Source organism: Streptomyces achromogenes subsp. achromogenes (genome assembly GCF_000720835.1).
Taxonomy (GTDB): Bacteria; Actinomycetota; Actinomycetes; order Streptomycetales; family Streptomycetaceae; genus Streptomyces; species Streptomyces achromogenes.
Genome location: NZ_JODT01000036.1, coordinates 45,486 through 61,382 on the forward strand (window position 1 = coordinate 45,486; position 15,897 = coordinate 61,382).

17 protein-coding genes are annotated in these 15,897 nt (G+C 72.5%); 3 read left to right on the forward strand and 14 right to left on the reverse strand.

Annotated features, from left to right (window positions below):
* Nucleotides 1–82 precede the first annotated feature (82 nt).
* Nucleotides 83–1,570: an MFS transporter gene (locus IH25_RS0130435; protein ID WP_037655908.1), complete on the forward strand. Its 1,488-nt coding sequence runs from the start codon at nucleotides 83–85 to the stop codon at nucleotides 1,568–1,570.
* Here the strand turns inward: IH25_RS0130435 and IH25_RS0130440 are convergent.
* Nucleotides 1,539–2,990: an alkaline phosphatase PhoX gene (locus IH25_RS0130440; protein ID WP_030617855.1), complete on the reverse strand. Its 1,452-nt coding sequence runs from the start codon at nucleotides 2,988–2,990 to the stop codon at nucleotides 1,539–1,541. The two genes, IH25_RS0130435 and IH25_RS0130440, sit on opposite strands and share 32 nt — an antisense overlap.
* 293 nt (nucleotides 2,991–3,283) lie before the next feature.
* The gene (locus tag IH25_RS0130445; RefSeq protein WP_030617857.1) at nucleotides 3,284–4,708 is read right to left on the reverse strand and encodes a hypothetical protein; all 1,425 of its coding nucleotides are present in this window, start codon (nucleotides 4,706–4,708) and stop codon (nucleotides 3,284–3,286) included.
* A 268-nt stretch (nucleotides 4,709–4,976) separates the two neighbouring features.
* Between IH25_RS0130445 and IH25_RS0130450 the strand changes: the two genes are divergently transcribed.
* Complete coding sequence (locus IH25_RS0130450; RefSeq protein ID WP_030617860.1) at nucleotides 4,977–6,800, forward strand: endonuclease/exonuclease/phosphatase family protein; 1,824 nt, start codon at nucleotides 4,977–4,979, stop codon at nucleotides 6,798–6,800.
* Between the two features lie 79 nt (nucleotides 6,801–6,879).
* Here the strand turns inward: IH25_RS0130450 and IH25_RS0130455 are convergent, their stop codons facing one another.
* From IH25_RS0130455 to IH25_RS41805, 3 genes are all read right to left on the reverse strand, one after another.
* The gene (locus tag IH25_RS0130455; protein WP_030617864.1) at nucleotides 6,880–7,449 is read right to left on the reverse strand and encodes a DUF3618 domain-containing protein; all 570 of its coding nucleotides are present in this window, start codon (nucleotides 7,447–7,449) and stop codon (nucleotides 6,880–6,882) included.
* Between the two features lie 104 nt (nucleotides 7,450–7,553).
* Entirely contained in the window at nucleotides 7,554–8,249 is a 696-nt protein-coding gene (locus tag IH25_RS0130460) for a hypothetical protein (protein ID WP_030617866.1), read from the reverse strand.
* Complete coding sequence (locus tag IH25_RS41805) at nucleotides 8,246–8,386, reverse strand: hypothetical protein (protein WP_167346057.1); 141 nt, start codon at nucleotides 8,384–8,386, stop codon at nucleotides 8,246–8,248. The genes IH25_RS0130460 and IH25_RS41805 overlap by 4 nt, the downstream gene beginning before the upstream one ends.
* A 160-nt stretch (nucleotides 8,387–8,546) precedes the next feature.
* Here IH25_RS41805 and dapA point away from each other — a divergent pair, with 160 nt between their 5' ends.
* Entirely contained in the window at nucleotides 8,547–9,464 is a 918-nt protein-coding gene (dapA, locus tag IH25_RS0130470; protein ID WP_030617869.1) for a 4-hydroxy-tetrahydrodipicolinate synthase, read from the forward strand.
* 54 nt (nucleotides 9,465–9,518) lie between these two features.
* On the opposite strand, the gene dapD is transcribed toward dapA, so the two are convergent.
* The 9 genes from dapD to sufD all read right to left on the reverse strand — a co-directional run bounded on the left by dapD (nucleotide 9,519) and on the right by sufD (nucleotide 15,855).
* The gene (gene dapD, locus IH25_RS0130475) at nucleotides 9,519–10,505 is read right to left on the reverse strand and encodes a 2,3,4,5-tetrahydropyridine-2,6-dicarboxylate N-succinyltransferase (protein ID WP_030617872.1); all 987 of its coding nucleotides are present in this window, start codon (nucleotides 10,503–10,505) and stop codon (nucleotides 9,519–9,521) included.
* 65 nt (nucleotides 10,506–10,570) lie between these two features.
* Complete coding sequence (locus IH25_RS0130480; protein WP_030617875.1) at nucleotides 10,571–11,107, reverse strand: TetR/AcrR family transcriptional regulator; 537 nt, start codon at nucleotides 11,105–11,107, stop codon at nucleotides 10,571–10,573.
* The gene (locus IH25_RS0130485; RefSeq protein WP_030617878.1) at nucleotides 11,107–11,430 is read right to left on the reverse strand and encodes a DMT family transporter; all 324 of its coding nucleotides are present in this window, start codon (nucleotides 11,428–11,430) and stop codon (nucleotides 11,107–11,109) included. Before IH25_RS0130485 ends, IH25_RS0130480 begins: the two co-directional genes overlap by 1 nt.
* Before the next feature lie 88 nt (nucleotides 11,431–11,518).
* Nucleotides 11,519–11,851: a metal-sulfur cluster assembly factor gene (locus IH25_RS0130490; RefSeq protein WP_030617883.1), complete on the reverse strand. Its 333-nt coding sequence runs from the start codon at nucleotides 11,849–11,851 to the stop codon at nucleotides 11,519–11,521.
* Entirely contained in the window at nucleotides 11,848–12,315 is a 468-nt protein-coding gene (gene sufU / locus IH25_RS0130495) for a Fe-S cluster assembly sulfur transfer protein SufU (protein ID WP_030617886.1), read from the reverse strand. The genes IH25_RS0130490 and sufU overlap by 4 nt, the downstream gene beginning before the upstream one ends.
* A gap of 16 nt (nucleotides 12,316–12,331) precedes the next feature.
* Nucleotides 12,332–13,588 carry a cysteine desulfurase gene (locus IH25_RS0130500; protein WP_030617887.1) on the reverse strand — a complete coding sequence of 419 codons (1,257 nt, stop codon included), beginning with the start codon at nucleotides 13,586–13,588 and terminating at the stop codon, nucleotides 12,332–12,334.
* Complete coding sequence (sufC, locus tag IH25_RS0130505) at nucleotides 13,585–14,349, reverse strand: Fe-S cluster assembly ATPase SufC (RefSeq protein ID WP_030617891.1); 765 nt, start codon at nucleotides 14,347–14,349, stop codon at nucleotides 13,585–13,587. Before sufC ends, IH25_RS0130500 begins: the two co-directional genes overlap by 4 nt.
* A 7-nt stretch (nucleotides 14,350–14,356) precedes the next feature.
* Nucleotides 14,357–14,677 carry a non-heme iron oxygenase ferredoxin subunit gene (locus tag IH25_RS0130510; protein WP_030617894.1) on the reverse strand — a complete coding sequence of 107 codons (321 nt, stop codon included), beginning with the start codon at nucleotides 14,675–14,677 and terminating at the stop codon, nucleotides 14,357–14,359.
* Nucleotides 14,674–15,855: a Fe-S cluster assembly protein SufD gene (gene sufD, locus IH25_RS0130515; protein ID WP_030617897.1), complete on the reverse strand. Its 1,182-nt coding sequence runs from the start codon at nucleotides 15,853–15,855 to the stop codon at nucleotides 14,674–14,676. The genes IH25_RS0130510 and sufD overlap by 4 nt, the downstream gene beginning before the upstream one ends.
* Nucleotides 15,856–15,897 lie beyond the last annotated feature (42 nt).

A 15,897-nucleotide genomic window follows, 5' to 3' on the forward strand; every position in this document is an offset into this window, starting at 1 on the left:
TTACTGCCGTGGCACTCCGCGGGCAGCTCACCCCTGCCCGCGCGAAGCCGTGTGCCCGGGGACCCCAGACCGGGAGACCGCCATGTCCACCCCGTCCGCACCGCCCACACCCACGGCAATAGCCTCCGCGTCCGCGTCCGCACCGCCGCCCGCGCGGCCCGGCACCATCCTCCTCGTCATCGTCACCGCCTACCTGATGGTCGGCGTCGACTCCACCGTCGTCAACGTCGCGCTGCCGGACATCCAGCGGGGCCTCGGCTTCAGCCCCACCGGCCTGTCCTGGGTGCTCAACGCCTACACGCTCACCTTCGGCGGTCTGCTGCTGCTCGGCGGACGGGTCGGCGACCTCCTCGGCCGGCGCCGCACCCTGACCGCCGGCGTCCTGCTGTTCGCGCTGTCGTCCCTGCTCGGCGGCCTGGCCACCGACGGCACCTGGCTGCTGGCCGCCCGCGCGCTCCAGGGCGTGGGCGGCGCCCTGATCGCCCCGAGCACCCTGGCCCTGATCACCACGGGCTTCCCCGACGGCCCGGCCCGGCACCGCGCGCTGAGCGTCTACTCCTCCATGGCCGGCATCGGCGCCTCCGCCGGCCTGGTCCTCGGCGGCATGCTGACCTCCTGGGCGTCCTGGCGCTGGGCGCTGCTGGTCAACGTCCCCCTCGGGCTCGTACTGGCCCTCGCCCTGCCCCGCTTCGTCCCCGAGACCCCGCGCCACCCGGGCCGGTTCGACCTGCCGGGCGCGCTCACCGGAACGGCCGGCACGACCTCGCTGGTGTACGCCTTCATCCGGGTCTCGGAGGGCGGCTGGAGCGACCCGCGGGCGCTTGCCGGCTTCGCCGCGGCGGCCGCCTTGCTGACCGGCTTCCTGCTGGTGGAGTCCCGGGCGGCGCAGCCCGTGCTGCCGCTGTCCCTGTTCGCCGACCGGAACCGGGCCGGCGGGTACGCGGTCATCCTGCTGCTGCCCGCGGGCATGTTCGGCGCGTTCTACTTCCTCACCCTGTTCGGCCAGCAGGTGCTGCGCTACAGCCCGCTCCGCGCGGGCTTCGCCTTCCTGCCGATGACCCTGGTGATGTTCACGACCGTACGGCTGGTGCCCCGGCTGCTGGCCCGGTTCGGCACCAGGCCGGTGCTGCTGACCGGCCTGTCCCTGGCCGCGCTCGGCACCGGATGGCTCGCCCTGCTGGAGCCCGGGGACGGCTACGCGGACGGGCTGCTCGGACCGCTGGTCCTGGTCGGCCTGGGGCTGGGCCTGAGCTTCATGCCGCTGAACGCGACGATCCTGTCCGCCGTCACCCCGCGGCAGGCCGGCGCCGCCTCCGGCCTGCTGCAGACCCTCCAGTGGCTGGGCGGCACCGTCGGACTGTCGGTCCTGGTCACGGTGTACGGCACGGCGACCCGGCACACCACCGGCTCGCCGGACGCCGTCCTCACCCACGGCGCCGCCCACGCCTTCGCCGCCGGCGCCCTGCTGACCCTGACCGGCCTGCTGGTCGCGGCGACGGTGCTGACCGGCGGGCGCCGGGCCGACCGGCCGGGCGGGGTCAGTGCCGCTGCCGCTTCCAGGGGCCGGTGATGGCGAGCATGATGCCGGGCGTCTGGATGTTGGCGAACAGGGTCCGGCCGTCGGGCGAGAAGGTCACCCCGGTGAACTCGCTGTACTCCGGCTCCTCGTCGGTCCCGATGTTCAGCTCGTTACGGGCGATCGGGTAGGTCCGGCCGCTCTCGGTGGCGCCGAACAGGTGCTGGACGCCCTCGCCGTCCTCGGCGATGACCAGGCCCCCGTACGGAGAGACGGTGATGTTGTCGGGGCCGTCGAAGGCACCGTCCGCGGCCGGGTCCGGGTTCACCCCGAGCAGCACCTTCAGGGTCAAGGTGCGGCGCCGCGGGTCGTAGAACCAGACCTGGCCGTCGTGCTGGACCGGGCTCTCCTGGCGGGCGAAGGAGGAGACGACGTACACCCCGCCGTCGGCCCACCACATGCCCTCCAGCTTGCGGGCGCGGGTGACCTGGCCGTCGGTGAACTGCTTGCGCACCGAGACGGTCCGGGCGTCCCGGTCGGGCACGTCCACCCAGTCCACGCCGTACACGGTGCCGGTCCTCGTGGCCCGGGACAGGTCGTCCACGTACCGGCCGCCGGAGTCGAAGCACTTGAAGGCCTGGAGCACGCCCGCGTCGTCGGCGAGGGTGCGCAGCCGGCCGCGGCCGTGCCGGAAACCGGTCGGCGGGACCCAGCGGTAGAACAGGCCGTTGGGGCCGGAGGCGTCCTCGGTCAGGTAGGCGTGACCGCGCTTGGGGTCGATGACGACCGCCTCGTGGGCGTAGCGGCCGAACGCCTTGACCGGCTTGGGGTCGCGGTTGGCCCGGCGGTCCTCCGGGTCGACCTCGAAGACATAGCCGTGGTCCTTGGTGAAGCCGTTCTTCCCGGCCTTGTCCTCGGTCTCCTCGCAGGTCAGCCAGGTGCCCCAAGGGGTGCTGCCGCCCGCGCAGTTGGTGGCGGTGCCGGCGATGCCCACCCACTCGGCGACCTCACCGCCCCGGCGGACCTCGACCACCGTGCAGCCGCCGGCCGCCGCCGGGTCGTAGACCAGACCCTCGGTGAGCGGCACCGGGTGCGGCCACTGGGCGCGGGCGCCGGCCAGCTCGTGGTTGTTGACGAGCAGGGTGGTGCCGCGCCGGCCCTCGAAGGCGGCGGTGCCGTCGTGGTTGGACGGGGTGAACTCGCCGGACTCCAGCCGGGTACGGCCGCTGTAGGTGATGATCTCGTAGCGGAATCCGGCGGGCAGGGCGAGGATGCCGTCCGGGTCGGGGACCAGCGGGCCGTAGCCGACGCCGTGGTGGTGGCCCCCGTGCGCCGGGGCGGCCCCGGCGCTCTCGGTCTCCGTGGCGGCAAGGGCGTTCGGCGCGGTGGCGAGGGCGCCGACGCTGCCCGCCAGGGCGACCCCGGCACCGGTGATCGCGGATGTCCTGGCGAAGTCCCTGCGGGTGAGCGACATGGTGTCTCCTGTGACGGCGGTTGCGGTGTCGTGGAGGGTGGGGGGCCTCGGTTCGGCCACACGCTTCCGGCCACCCGTGAACGGGAGTTGAACGCCGGGCCACCACCGCCGCGCCTGTTCCATGAATCCGTATGCGGAAGACCACGACCGCGTATACGACGACGTGTCCCGCGCTCCCGGAACGCCGTCACCCACGAACCGTCACCCGCGAACCGTCACCCCACGGTCACCCCGCCCCGGACACCGTCACCCCACCTCACCCCACGGCCGGCGCGTCCGTGCTCACGCCCGACTCAACCCCCGTGCTGGGAGCGCGCCTTGAACGCCGCCTTGCGGGCCTCCTTGGCCACCTTCTTGTCCGGGTGCAGCCGGCCCATCGCGTCCAGCACCTCGGCGGTGGCGGGATGGTCCACCCGCCAGGCCGCCGCGAAGAAGCCGCTGTGCTGGGCGGCCAGCCCCTCCACCAGGGCCCGCAGCTCCTCGGAGTTGCCCTCCGCCGCCAGTTGCGCGGCCAGCGTGTCGACGGTCAGCCAGAACACCAGCTCCTGGGAGGGCGCCGGCACCCCCGCGGCACCCCGCTCGCTCAGCCACACCCGGGCCAGTCCGCCCAGCTCGGGGTCGTCCAGCACCTCCCGCAGCGCGGGTTCGGCCTCGGCGCCCAGCAGCGACAGCGCCTGCTGGCAGCGCAGCCGGCGCAAGGGGCCCCCGGCGTCCGCGCCGCGTGCCGCCGCGAGCAGCTCCCGGGCCGCGGCGAGCGGTGCGCGGCGGGCGAGCCACAGCTCGGTCTCGGCGCGGGCGGCCGACTGCCCGAACCGGGCGGTGCCGTCGAGCAGCGCGTCCGCGCCCTTGTCGGCCAGCTCGCCCACGACGGGCGCCTCGAACCCGGCCTCCAGCAGCCGCGCCCGCAGCCCGTACACGCCGAGCGGGGTGAGCCGGACCATGCCGTAGCGGGAGATGTCGGTGTCGTCCACGGGCGCCGCGGGCTCCTCGTCGGCGTCGGCCATCAGCGCCTCGTCCACCGGCTGGTAGGCCACGAGTCCGGCCGGCTCCAGCGCGCGGAACTGGTCGTCCAGCCGCATCATCGCGTCGGAGACCTGCTCCAGGACGTCGTTGGTGGGCTCGCCCATGTCGTCGGGCACCAGCATGGACGCGGCGAGGGCGGGCAGCGGGACGGGGCTCTCGCCCGCGCCGTCCTCACCGACGGTGAGCAGGTAGAGGTTGCCGAGGACGCCGTCGAGGAAGTCCGCGTCCGCCTGCGGATCCCAGTCGAGTGACGAGAAATCGACCCTGCCGCCCTCGTCCATGGCCTCGACCAGGTCGTCCAGGTCGGGCACGGCCGCGTCGGCGAGGACGGTCTCCAGCGCGGTGAGCCACACCGCGAGCACCTCGCGCGGGGAGCCGGTGAGCAGGGCCAGATTGTCCCCCGCCCGCACGGTGCCGGCCTCCTCGTCCACGATCTCGACCAGGCCCGCGTCCACGGCGACCCGCCAGGCCTCGCTCGCGTAGGCGGCGGCGTCGTCCCCGGTCAGGCCGAGCAGGGCGGCGGCGGCCGGCAGCTGCTCCTCGACCAGGGTGCCGCCCGCGTCCACCCGGGTGTCCGGCCCGGCCCAGCGGGCGAGGCGGGCGGCCCGGGAGAGCAACGGCGTGGACAGCGCGGCGCGCGCCAGCTCCGCTTCGGGGTGCAGCCGCGCGGGCGGCAGGGGGGAGCTGTCTGACATCGGCTGGTTCTCCTCGGACCGAGAAAACGGGCTCAGCCGCTCAGCCTAGACGGATTTCCACCCATGCCGCCCGGTTCATCTGTCCGTAAGCGGCCCGCCATGGCCGAAACCTTGACAACTCCCCGCGCCAGGCAGGAGATTGACGCGCGTAGAAGTTCGGGGGACAACTGTTCACTCGGCGCTACGCGTGTCACAGGGGGCACACGCGTCCCCACGGTCTCCGTTCCGTCCTCGTCCCGGCGCTCACGCACGTCCCGGAGGGAATCCCTTGCCGAGCAGGTCTTCCGCGCGCCTCGCCGCGCTCACCGTCGCCGCCGTCTGCGGCGCGGCGTCCGCCGTCGTCCTCACCTCCCCCGCGCACGCCGACTCGGTGCGCGTCCACGACATCCAGGGCACGACCCGGATATCGCCGTACGCCGGGCAGCAGGTGACGGACGTGCCCGGCATCGTCACGGCCCTCCGCACCTACGGCTCCTCCCGGGGTTTCTGGCTCCAGGACGCGGCCCCGGACGACGACCCGGCCACCAGCGAGGGCGTCTTCGTCTTCACCGGCTCCACGCCGAAGGTCGCGGTCGGCGACGCGGTGACGGTGACCGGCACGGTCTCCGAGTACGTCCCGGGCGGTGCCTCCTCCGGCAACCAGTCGCTGACCGAGATCACCAAGCCGCAGGTCACCACCGTCTCCACCGGCAACCCGGTCCCGGCGCCGGTCGTCATCGACGAGGACGCGGTACCGGACGACTACGCGCCCGAGGGCGACCCCGCCGCCGCGGGCTCGGTCAACGGGCTCGCCCTGGACCCGTCGGCGTACGCCCTGGACTACTACGAGTCCCTGGAGGGCATGAACGTCCGGGTCGCCGACGCCCGCGTGGTCACCGCGACCGACACGCACAGCGAGCTGTGGGTCACGGTCAAGCCGTGGGAGCACCGCAGCCGCCGGGGCGGCACGGTCTACGGCTCCTACGACTCCCAGAACACCGGCCGGCTCCAGATCCAGTCGCTGGGCTCCGCCGCCGACTTCCCCAAGGCGGACGTCGGCGACCGCCTCGCCGGTACGACGACCGGCCCGCTGGACTTCAACCAGTACGGCGGTTACACGCTGGTCGCGAGCGGCCTCGGCACGCTGGAGCGCGGCGGCCTCCAGCGCGAGACCACACGGAAGCAGTCGGCGCGCGAGCTGGCGGTGGCGACGTACAACGTCGAGAACCTCGACCCGTCGGACGCCACCTTCGAGCAGCACGCCGCCGCGATCGTGGACCACCTGAAGTCGCCGGACATCGTGTCCCTGGAGGAGATCCAGGACAACAACGGCGCCACGAACGACGGCACGGTGGACGCCGGCAAGACCGTCACCAAGCTGATCGACGCCATCGCCGCGGCGGGCGGCCCGGTGTACGACTGGCGGTCGGTCAACCCGGTCGACGGCCAGGACGGCGGGGAGCCCGGCGGCAACATCCGCCAGGTGTTCCTGTTCAACCCCGAGCGGGTCTCCTTCACGGACCGCCCGGGCGGCGACCCGACCACCGCGACCGGTGTCACCAAGGTGCGCGGAAAGGCCCGGCTGACGGTCTCGCCGGGCCGGATCGACCCGGCGAACGCGGCCTGGAGCAACAGCCGCAAGCCGCTCGCGGGCGAGTTCGTCTTCCGTGGCAAGACCGTCTTCGTGATCGCCAACCACCTCAACTCCAAGGGCGGCGACCAGGGTCTGACCGCGCAGTACCAGCCCCCGGTGCGCGGCTCGGAGATCCAGCGGCACGCCCAGGCGACCGCGGTGAACGCGTTCGTCAAGGACATCCTGGCGGTCCAGAAGAACGCGGACGTGATCGCGCTCGGCGACATGAACGACTTCGAGTTCTCCGGCACCACCAAGATCCTGGAGGGCGACGGCGCGCTGTGGTCGGCGATCAAGTCCCTGCCCAAGAGCGAGCGTTACACCTATGACTACCAGGGCAACCAGCAGGTCCTGGACCAGATCCTGATCAGCCCGGCGATCCGCCGCGGCGACTTCGCGTACGACAGCGTGCACATCAACGCGGAGTTCCACGACCAGATCAGCGACCACGACCCGCAGGTGCTGCGGCTGCGCCCGTAGCCCGGGACACGACGGCGGGACACGACGCGGGACCGGCCGGGCGGCACGCCCGGCCGGTCCCGCCGTCCGTGTCGGCGGCTCACTGTCCGCCGCGGTCGACGCGGCGCCAGACCACGGCCACGCCGACCAGGGCGGCGCCCGCCGCCGCCGCGAGCATCGCCGGCCGGGGGCGGCGCAGCGCGGTGCGCACGGCCCTGCGCGCCGGTCGCGGCAGCCGCAGGTCGTGCTGCGCGGTGTGCCCGGCGTGCACCGCCCGGTCCCGCAGGACGTGCCGGCCGTGCCCGGCCCGCTCCTGCACCAGATGGCCGGCCCTGGTCATCCGCTCCTGCATCCGCCCGCCCGCCCCGGCGGCCCGGCCCTGCACGAGATGCCCGGCCCTGGCGGCCCGGTCCTGCACGAGGTGTCCCGCCCTGGCGGCCCGCTCCTGGGCGCCGTGTCCGGCGTGGGCGGCGCCGAAGCGCAGCTGTACGGTCATGGCGCCGGCCTTGTCCCTGAGGTCCGCGGCCCGCGTCCGGACCCGGCCCGTGACATCGGCGCGGCCCGTCAGCCGGCCGACGGTGCCACCGAGCCGGCTTTGGGTCTGTTCGATCTGCCGGCGCAGCTCGTCGGGGCCCTTGGCGCCCGAGCCGCGCGGGTTCCTGTGCCTCATCGGTGTGCCCTTTCCTGATCGCGTCCCCGGTCGCGGCGGCGTCCGCACGGATCCGCCGCGACCGGTTCCGTGCGGATCGTCCGGGTACCCGGGAGCGGGGGCGCTCACCCCTGCGCGCCGTCACCCGCCCCGCGCTCGCCCAGACGAGCGAGTTGGGACTGGAACCAGTCGAGGCGCGCCTGCAACAGGGCGGCCTCGGCGACGAGTTCGGGAACGCTCGGTCCGGCACCGGATACCAACTCGGCGGAGCCCGGCCGTCCGGTGCCGCCCTCGGCGACCACCCGGAGCCCCTGTCCGGCCAGCCGGGCGAACTCCGTGAGGGAGAGGGACGTACGGCCGCGCACGCACGGCGCGCAGGCGGGAGCCAGCGCCCGCCAGCCCGGGCGGCCCCAGCCGGCGTCGGCCAGCGCGACCGCGCCGGCACCGCAGTCACAGGGTCCGGCGGTGGCCGTACGCACCCGTTGCCGGGCGTAGCGGAAGCCGCGCTCGAAGCGGATGTAGGCGCCGAGGACGGAGACCTCCAGCAGCACGGCCGCGCGGTGTTCGGCGGTGCACCGCAGGTCCTCGGCGGCAGCCCGGTCGTGCACGCAGTGGAAGCCGCAGTCGCAGCGGCGCGCGGGCGGGCGGTGCCTGCGGCCGTAGACGCAGGAGGCGTCGTCGAGGACGGCGTACGGGAGCGCGCCGCCGAGCGAGACCCCGGTGAACCCGGCCCGGGTGCCGTCCCGGGACAGCACCGGGTGGGCGATCTTGTAACCGGTCGGCGGCTCCGTCGGGCGTTCCGCCGGAAGCCGCAGTCTCATCGGGCGGCCGGCACCTCTTCGCGGGCCGGCTCGGCCGGTGCGGGGCGGACGGTCTCCTCGGGCAGCTGCGGTTCCTCCGCGTGGAGGAGCGGCCGCTCCTCGGCGACCCCGGTGGCCAGTGCCTTGCCGAGCTTCATGGTGCCTCCCATGACCGGACGTCGGTGGTGACCCTCCGGCCATGGTGCCGCACAAGGGGCGAGTTGAACACAGGGCCTCCACGATCTCTCAGCATCGCTTATCTGTATAGCGTAGGAGAATTAAGTAGAGCTTCACGGAGGTGCCGCCGAGACTACTCCCATGACGAGCACCCGCAAGCCCCCGCCCTTCGGCCGTACCCTCTGCGCGATGATCACGCCGTTCACCGAGGCGGGCGCGCTCGATCTGGACGGCGCCCGGCGGCTGGCCGCGCACCTGGTGGCCGAGGGCTGCGACGGCCTGGTTCTGAACGGCACCACGGGCGAGTCGCCCACCACCACCGACGAGGAGAAGACCCGGCTTGTCGAGGCCGTGCGGGAGGCGGTCGGCGACCGGGCGGCGCTGGTCGCGGGCGTCGGCTCGGCGGACACCCGGCACACGGTGGAGCTGGCCCGCGCCGCCCACAAGGCGGGCGCGGACGGCGTCCTGGTGGTGACGCCGTACTACAGCCGGCCCCCGCAGGAGGCCGTGGCCGCCCACTTCCGCGAGGTCGCCGACGCGAGCGAGGTGCCGGTGATGCTGTACGACATCCCGGGCCGCACCGGCACCCGGATCGAGCCCGAGACGCTGATCCGGCTCGCGGAGCACCCGCGGATCGTGGCCGTCAAGGACTGCTCCTACGATCTCCTCGGCGTCCAGAAGGTGCTGGCGCGGACCGGGCTGGCGTACTACGCGGGCTGCGACGAGCAGGTGCTGGCGCTGTACGCGGTCGGTGCGGCGGGCTGTGTCAGCACGGTCGCGAACGCGGTGCCGGCGCACATCGCGGCGATCCCGGCCGCGTTCGACGCCGGCGACACCGCGCGGGCGCGGCGGCTCCAGCTGGCGGCCACGCCGTTGATCGAGGCGATGACGGGCGCGGGCCTGTCCGGCACGGTCACCGCGAAGGCCCTGCTGACCCGCCTCGGCCTTCCCGCGGGCCCGGTCCGCGCGCCCCTGCTGCCCGCCGACCGCCGGACGACCGACGGCCTGCTCGCCCGGTACGAGGCGCTGCGCGCGGTCTGCTCCCCTGCCACCGCATGACACGGCGCCCTCCACCGCGGGGTGAAGGGCGCTGCGCGGGGTGTGGCGGGAGCGTCAGTTGTGGCTGTGCAGGATGTCGTTCAGGCCGCCCCAGACCGCGTTGTTCGGGCGGGCCTCGACCGCGCCGGTGACCGAGTTGCGGCGGAAGAGGATGTTCGAGGCGCCGTTGAGCTCGCGGGCCTTGACGATCTGGCCGTCGGGCATGGTGACGCGGGTGCCCGCGGTGATGTAGAGGCCGGCCTCGACCACGCACTCGTCGCCGAGGGCGATGCCGATGCCCGCCTCGGCGCCGATCAGGCAGCGCTCGCCGATGGAGATGACCACGTTGCCGCCGCCGGACAGGGTGCCCATGGTGGAGGCGCCGCCGCCGATGTCCGAGCCGTCGCCGACCACGACGCCCGCGGAGATCCGGCCCTCGACCATGGAGGTGCCGAGCGTGCCGGCGTTGAAGTTGACGAAGCCCTCGTGCATGACCGTGGTGCCGGCGGCGAGGTGGGCGCCGAGGCGGACCCGGTCGGCGTCGGCGATGCGCACGCCCTTGGGGACGACGTAGTCCGTCATGCGCGGGAACTTGTCGACCGAGGTCACCTGGAGGTGCAGGCCCTCGGCGCGGGCGTTCAGCCGCACCTTCTCGATGTCGTCCACCGCGACCGGGCCGAGCGAGGTCCAGGCGACGTTGGCGAGGAAGCCGAACTGGCCCTCCAGGCTGAGGCCGTGCGGCTTCACGAGCCGGTGGCTGAGCAGGTGCAACCGCAGGTAGACGTCGTGCGCGTCCACCGGCTTGTCGTCCAGCGACGCGATGACCGTGCGGACCGCGACCACCTCGACGCCCCGGCGGGTGTCCGGGCCGGTCGCCGCGGTGGCGCCGCCGCCCAGCAGCTGGGCCGCCTGCTCGGGGGTCAGCCGCTCGGTGCCGGCCGGGCCCGGCTCCTCGACCAGTTCGGGGGCCGGGAACCAGGTGTCGAGAACGGTGCCGTCGGAGGCGAGGGTGGCGAGGCCGGCGGCGACGGCGCCGGTGGTACGGGTTGCAGACTCGGTCATGGAGGAAAACCTAACGTGGGCGGGGTGGTGAGGGCGAACCGCGTCTCACGTGCCGGGCGGGGGTTTCAGGGGATCAGCCGAGCCAGCAGGGTGCGCGCCTGCTCCTCGTCGTACGAACCGCCCGTCAGCAGCACCTGGAGGCACAGGCCGTCCATGAGCGCGAGCAGGGCCCGGGCCGTGACCGGGTCGGTGCGCCGGGCCAGCCGCGCCGCCGCCCGCTCGGTCCACTCGGCGGCGACGGGGCGCAGCGCGGGGCGCCGCAGCGCGGCCAGGTACAGCTCGTACTCCAGCTCCACGCCGGTGCGCTCGCCGCCCAGCCACTCCCCGAGGGCCCGGGCCAGCTGCGCGGCGAGTCCGTCCGGGCCGCCGTGGTCCGGGACCAGCTCGGCCAACACTCCGGAGAACCCCTCGCCGGCCTGCCGCAACGCGGCCACCAGCAGCTCTTCCAGGGTGGCGAAGTGGTACGTGGTGGAGCCGAGCGGCACGTCCGCCTCGGCGGCGACACTGCGGTGGCTCAGCCCGGCGATGCCGTCCCGCCCGACCACGCGGATCGCCGCGTCGATGATCCGCTGCCGGCGCCCGGGATCGTGACGGCGCGCCATCAGTGCGCCGCCCCGCCCAGGTTCAGCACCACCACGCCGCCGATGATCAGCAGGATCCCGCCGACCTTGGCCGCCGTCAGCCCCTCCCCGAACAGCAGCAGCCCGAGAACGGCGATGGCCGCGGTCCCGACCCCCGACCAGATGGCATAGGCGGTACCGATCTGCACGGTCTTCAGCGTCTGCGCGAGCAGCGCGAACGACACCACATACCCCACCGCGGTCACCAGCGAGGGCCCGAGCCGGCTGAACCCCTCGCTGTACTTCATCGCCGTGGTAGCGGCGACCTCGGCCGCGATGGCACCCGCGAGCAGCAGATATCCCATGTGTACGAGCGTACACAACGACCCTTGGGCCGATACGCGAAAGCGGCGGCACCCCAAGGGATGCCGCCGCCGCGCACACGCGGTGCGGTCAGACGTTGAAGCCCAGCGCGCGGAGCTGGTCGCGGCCGTCGTCGGTGATCTTGTCGGGACCCCACGGCGGCATCCAGACCCAGTTGATGCGCAGCTCGTTGACCAGGCCGTCGGTGGCGGACTTGGCCTGGTCCTCGATGACGTCCGTCAGCGGGCAGGCCGCCGAGGTGAGGGTCATGTCGACGGTCGCGATGTTGGAGTCGTCGATGTGGATGCCGTAGATCAGGCCCAGGTTGACGACGTCGATGCCCAGCTCGGGGTCGACCACGTCCATCAGGGCCTCGCGGAGTTCCTCCTCCGAGGCCGGCTTCATCTCAGCGGTGTCGGTCATGCCGTCTTCCTTTCGGCGTCGGCGCCACCCAGCGCCTGGGCCGTCGCGTCCTTCCACGCCATCCAGCTCAGGAGGGCGCACTTGACCCGCGCGGGGTACTTGGAGACCCCGGCGAACGCGACCGCGTCCTCCAGGACCTCCTCCATCGCGTCGTCGGGCTCGATCCTGCCCTTGGACTGCATCAGCTCCAGGAAGGTCTCCTGGATCCGCTGCGCCTCGTCCAGGTCCTTGCCGACCAGCAGCTCGTTGAGGACCGACGCGCTGGCCTGGCTGATCGAGCAGCCCTGGCCCTCGTACGACACGTCCTCGATCTTCGTGCCGTCGTACTTCACGCGCAGGGTGATCTCGTCGCCGCACGTCGGGTTCACATGGTGCACCTCGGCGTCGCCATCCCTCAGACCACGCCCGTGCGGGTTCTTGTAGTGGTCCAGGATGACATCCTGGTACATCGAGTCCAGCTTCACCTTTTCAGCACGCCTCTCAGCCGAAGAAGTTCCGTACGTGCTCCAGGCCGTCGACCAGAGCGTCGATCTCGGCCGGCGAGGAGTACAGATAGAACGACGCTCGCGTGGTCGCGGGAATTCCGTAGCGCAGGCAGACCGGACGCGCGCAGTGGTGGCCGACCCGGACCGCGATGCCCTGCTCGTCCAGCACCTGGCCCACGTCGTGCGGGTGGATGTCGCCGAGGGTGAAGGAGATCGCCGCGCCCCGGTCCTCGGCCGTCGTCGGACCGATGATCCTCAGGTCGGGCACCTCGGCCAGGCGCCGCACCGCGTACTCCGTCAGCGCGTGCTCATGGGCGAGGATCTTGTCCATGCCGATCGAGTTCAGGTAGTCGATCGCCGCGCCGAGCCCGACCGCCTGGGCGATCGGGGGCGTGCCCGCCTCGAACTTGTGGGGTGCCGGGGCGTAGGTGGAGGAGTGCATCGAGACGGTCTCGATCATCTCGCCGCCGCCCAGGAAGGGGGGCAGGTCCTCCAGCAGCTCCTGGCGGCCCCACAGCACGCCGATGCCGGTCGGGCCGCACATCTTGTGACCGGTGAAGGCCACGAAGTCGGCCTGGAGCGCCTGCACGTCCAGCGGCATGTGCGGGGCGGCCTGGGAGGCGTCGATGCACACCAGCGCGCCGACCTCCTGGGCGCGCCGGATGATCGTCTCGACCGGGTTGACCGTGCCCAGGATGTTCGACACCAGCACGAAGGAGACGATCTTCGTCTTCTCCGTGATGATCTCGTCGATGTTCGACAGGTCCAGCCGGCCGTCGTCGGTGAGGCCGAACCACTTCAGCTTCGCGCCCGTGCGCTGCGCCAGCAGCTGCCACGGCACGATGTTGGAGTGGTGCTCCATCTCCGTGATGACGATCTCGGTGTCCTGGTCCACCCGGTAGGGCTCGTCGGCCCAGCCGAGCATGTTCGCCACGAGGTTCAGCGACTCGGAGGCGTTCTTGGTGAAGATCACCTCGTCGCGGCTGGGCGCGTTGATGAACTCGGCGACCTTGTCGCGCGCGCCCTCGTACAGCGCCGTGGCCTCCTCGGCGAGCACATGCACACCGCGGTGGACGTTGGCGTTGTAGCGCTCGTAGTACTCGCTCAGGGCGTCCAGCACCTGGCGCGGCTTCTGGCTGGTCGCCGCGTTGTCCAGGTACACGAGCTTCCTGCCGTCGTGGACGACTCGGTCCAGGATGGGGAAGTCCTTGCGGATCGCCTCGGTGTCGAGGAGGCCCGGCAGCTGTGTCACGCGGATGCGCCACCCTTCACGTATGCCTCGTAGCCCTCGTTCTCCAGCTTGTCCGCGAGCTCGGGGCCGCCGGACTCGACGATGCGGCCGCCGGCGAACACGTGGACGTGGTCGGGCTTGATGTAGCGCAGGATGCGCGTGTAGTGAGTGATCAGCAGGGTGCCGACCTCGCCGGTCTCGCGGACGCGGTTGACGCCCTCGGAGACGATGCGGAGCGCGTCGACGTCCAGACCGGAGTCCGTCTCGTCGAGGATCGCGACCTTCGGCTTGAGCAGCTCCAGCTGGAGGATCTCGTGGCGCTTCTTCTCACCGCCGGAGAAGCCCTCGTTGACGTTGCGCTCGGCGAAGGACGGGTCCATGTTGAGGCGCTCCATGGCCTCCTTGACCTCCTTCACCCAGGTGCGCAGCTTCGGGGCCTCGCCGCGGATGGCGGTGGCGGAGGTGCGCAGGAAGTTGGAGACGGAGACGCCGGGGACCTCGACCGGGTACTGCATCGCCAGGAACAGGCCGGCGCGGGCCCGCTCGTCGACGGACATCTCCAGGACGTCCTCGCCGTCCAGGGTGACGGTGCCGCCGGTGATGGTGTACTTCGGGTGACCCGCGAGGGAGTAGGCGAGGGTCGACTTGCCGGAGCCGTTGGGGCCCATGATGGCGTGCGTCTCGCCCTGCTTCACGGTGAGGTCGACGCCCTTGAGGATCTCCTTCGTGGCGTTGTCGGCCTCGACGGTGACGTGCAGGTCTCGGATTTCAAGCGTTGCCATGGGTGCCTCAGGACTCCTGGGTGAGGGAGACGAGAACGTCGTCCCCTTCGATCTTTACGGGGTATACGGGGACGGGGCGCGTCGCCGGAAGACTGTCGGGCTTGCCGGACCGCAGGTCGAAGCGCGAGCCGTGCAGCCAGCACTCGATGTGGCAGTCGTCGACCTCACCCTCCGACAGCGAGACGTTCGCGTGCGAGCAGATGTCGTGGATCGCGAACACCTCGCCCTCGGTGCGCACGACCGAGACCGGCGTGCCGTCGATCTCCACCCGCTTGGGGGTGTCCTCCGCCAGCTCGCTCAGCCCGCAGACGCGTACGAAGGCCGTCATGCGACCGAGGCCTCCAGCTCCGTCTCGATCTTGGTGAGCAGCCGCTCCTCGATGTCGGCGACGCCGATCTGCTGGACCAGCTCGGCGAAGAAGCCGCGGACCACCAGCCGGCGGGCCTCGTGCTCCGGGATGCCGCGGGCCATCAGGTAGAAGAGCTGCTCGTCGTCGAAGCGGCCGGTGGCGGAGGCGTGGCCGGCGCCGACGATCTCGCCGGTCTCGATCTCCAGGTTCGGCACCGAGTCGACGCGCGCGCCGTCCGTGAGGACCAGGTTGCGGTTCATCTCGTAGGTGTCCGTGCCCTCGGCCGCGGCCTCGATGAGCACGTCACCGATCCAGACCGCGTGCGCGTTGTCGCCCTGGAGCGCGCCCTTGTAGACGACGTTGGACTTGCAGTGCGGGGTGTTGTGCGTGACCAGCAGGCGGTGCTCGTGGTGCTGGCCGGCGTCGGTGAAGTACAGGCCGAACAGCTCCGCCTCGCCGCCGGGGCCGGCGTACTCCACGCGCGGGTGGATGCGCACCAGGTCGCCGCCGAAGGTGACGACGACGTGCTTGAAGCTCGCGTCCCGGCCGATCAGGGCGCTCTGCTGGGCGACGTGCACGGCGGTGTCGGCCCAGTCCACGATGGTGACCACGGTCAGCTTCGCGCCGTCGCCGAGGACGTACTCGACGTTCGCGGCGCGGACGGTGTCGCCGGTGTGGTCGATGACGACCGTGGCCTCGGCGAAGGCGCCGAGCTCGAACACGGTGTGCCCGTAGGTCACGCCGCCCTCGCCGTGCAGCGTGAGGCGCACCGGCTCGGTCAGCACGGTCTCCTTCGGCACGGTGACGATCGTGGCCTCCTCGAAGGAGGAGTACGCCTGGGCCGCGATCCGGTCCACCGGCTTGCCGGCCCGGCCGAGCCGGGCGTCGTCGCGGCCGACGGTCTCCACGGTGACGCCGTCGGGGGCGGAGAAGTCGGCCTTGATCGAGCCTCCGGCGACCGCGGTGCCGTCGTGCAGCCCGCGCAGCCGCTCCAGCGGGGTGAACCGCCACTCCTCCTCGCGGCCGTGCGGGACCGGGAAGTCCGCCACGTCGAAGGACGGGGGCGCGCTCATGCGCGAGACGACGGTCGACTCCGCGGCGACCGCGATGGAGCCCGCGGTGGTGGAACCCACGGGGATGTTCTGGGCCTCAGCCATGGCTGTCGTAGTGCTCTCTTTCCTGAGTAAGACGTCTGCTGG

Excerpts from the sequence above, each read along its gene's own strand:
- sufD (WP_030617897.1), bottom strand. The coding sequence starts at position 15,855 with ATGGCTGAGGCCCAGAACATCCCCGTGGGTTCCACCACCGCGGGCTCC.
- IH25_RS0130510 (WP_030617894.1), bottom strand. The coding sequence starts at position 14,677 with ATGACGGCCTTCGTACGCGTCTGCGGGCTGAGCGAGCTGGCGGAGGAC.
- dapA (WP_030617869.1), top strand. The coding sequence starts at position 8,547 with ATGACGAGCACCCGCAAGCCCCCGCCCTTCGGCCGTACCCTCTGCGCG.
- IH25_RS0130440 (WP_030617855.1), bottom strand. The coding sequence starts at position 2,990 with ATGTCGCTCACCCGCAGGGACTTCGCCAGGACATCCGCGATCACCGGT.
- IH25_RS0130460 (WP_030617866.1), bottom strand. The coding sequence starts at position 8,249 with ATGAGACTGCGGCTTCCGGCGGAACGCCCGACGGAGCCGCCGACCGGT.
- IH25_RS0130480 (WP_030617875.1), bottom strand. The coding sequence starts at position 11,107 with ATGGCGCGCCGTCACGATCCCGGGCGCCGGCAGCGGATCATCGACGCG.
- sufC (WP_030617891.1), bottom strand. The coding sequence starts at position 14,349 with ATGGCAACGCTTGAAATCCGAGACCTGCACGTCACCGTCGAGGCCGAC.
- IH25_RS0130435 (WP_037655908.1), top strand. The coding sequence starts at position 83 with ATGTCCACCCCGTCCGCACCGCCCACACCCACGGCAATAGCCTCCGCG.
- IH25_RS0130490 (WP_030617883.1), bottom strand. The coding sequence starts at position 11,851 with ATGACCGACACCGCTGAGATGAAGCCGGCCTCGGAGGAGGAACTCCGC.
- IH25_RS0130485 (WP_030617878.1), bottom strand. The coding sequence starts at position 11,430 with ATGGGATATCTGCTGCTCGCGGGTGCCATCGCGGCCGAGGTCGCCGCT.
- IH25_RS0130455 (WP_030617864.1), bottom strand. The coding sequence starts at position 7,449 with ATGAGGCACAGGAACCCGCGCGGCTCGGGCGCCAAGGGCCCCGACGAG.
- IH25_RS0130445 (WP_030617857.1), bottom strand. The coding sequence starts at position 4,708 with ATGTCAGACAGCTCCCCCCTGCCGCCCGCGCGGCTGCACCCCGAAGCG.
- IH25_RS41805 (WP_167346057.1), bottom strand. The coding sequence starts at position 8,386 with ATGAAGCTCGGCAAGGCACTGGCCACCGGGGTCGCCGAGGAGCGGCCG.
- dapD (WP_030617872.1), bottom strand. The coding sequence starts at position 10,505 with ATGACCGAGTCTGCAACCCGTACCACCGGCGCCGTCGCCGCCGGCCTC.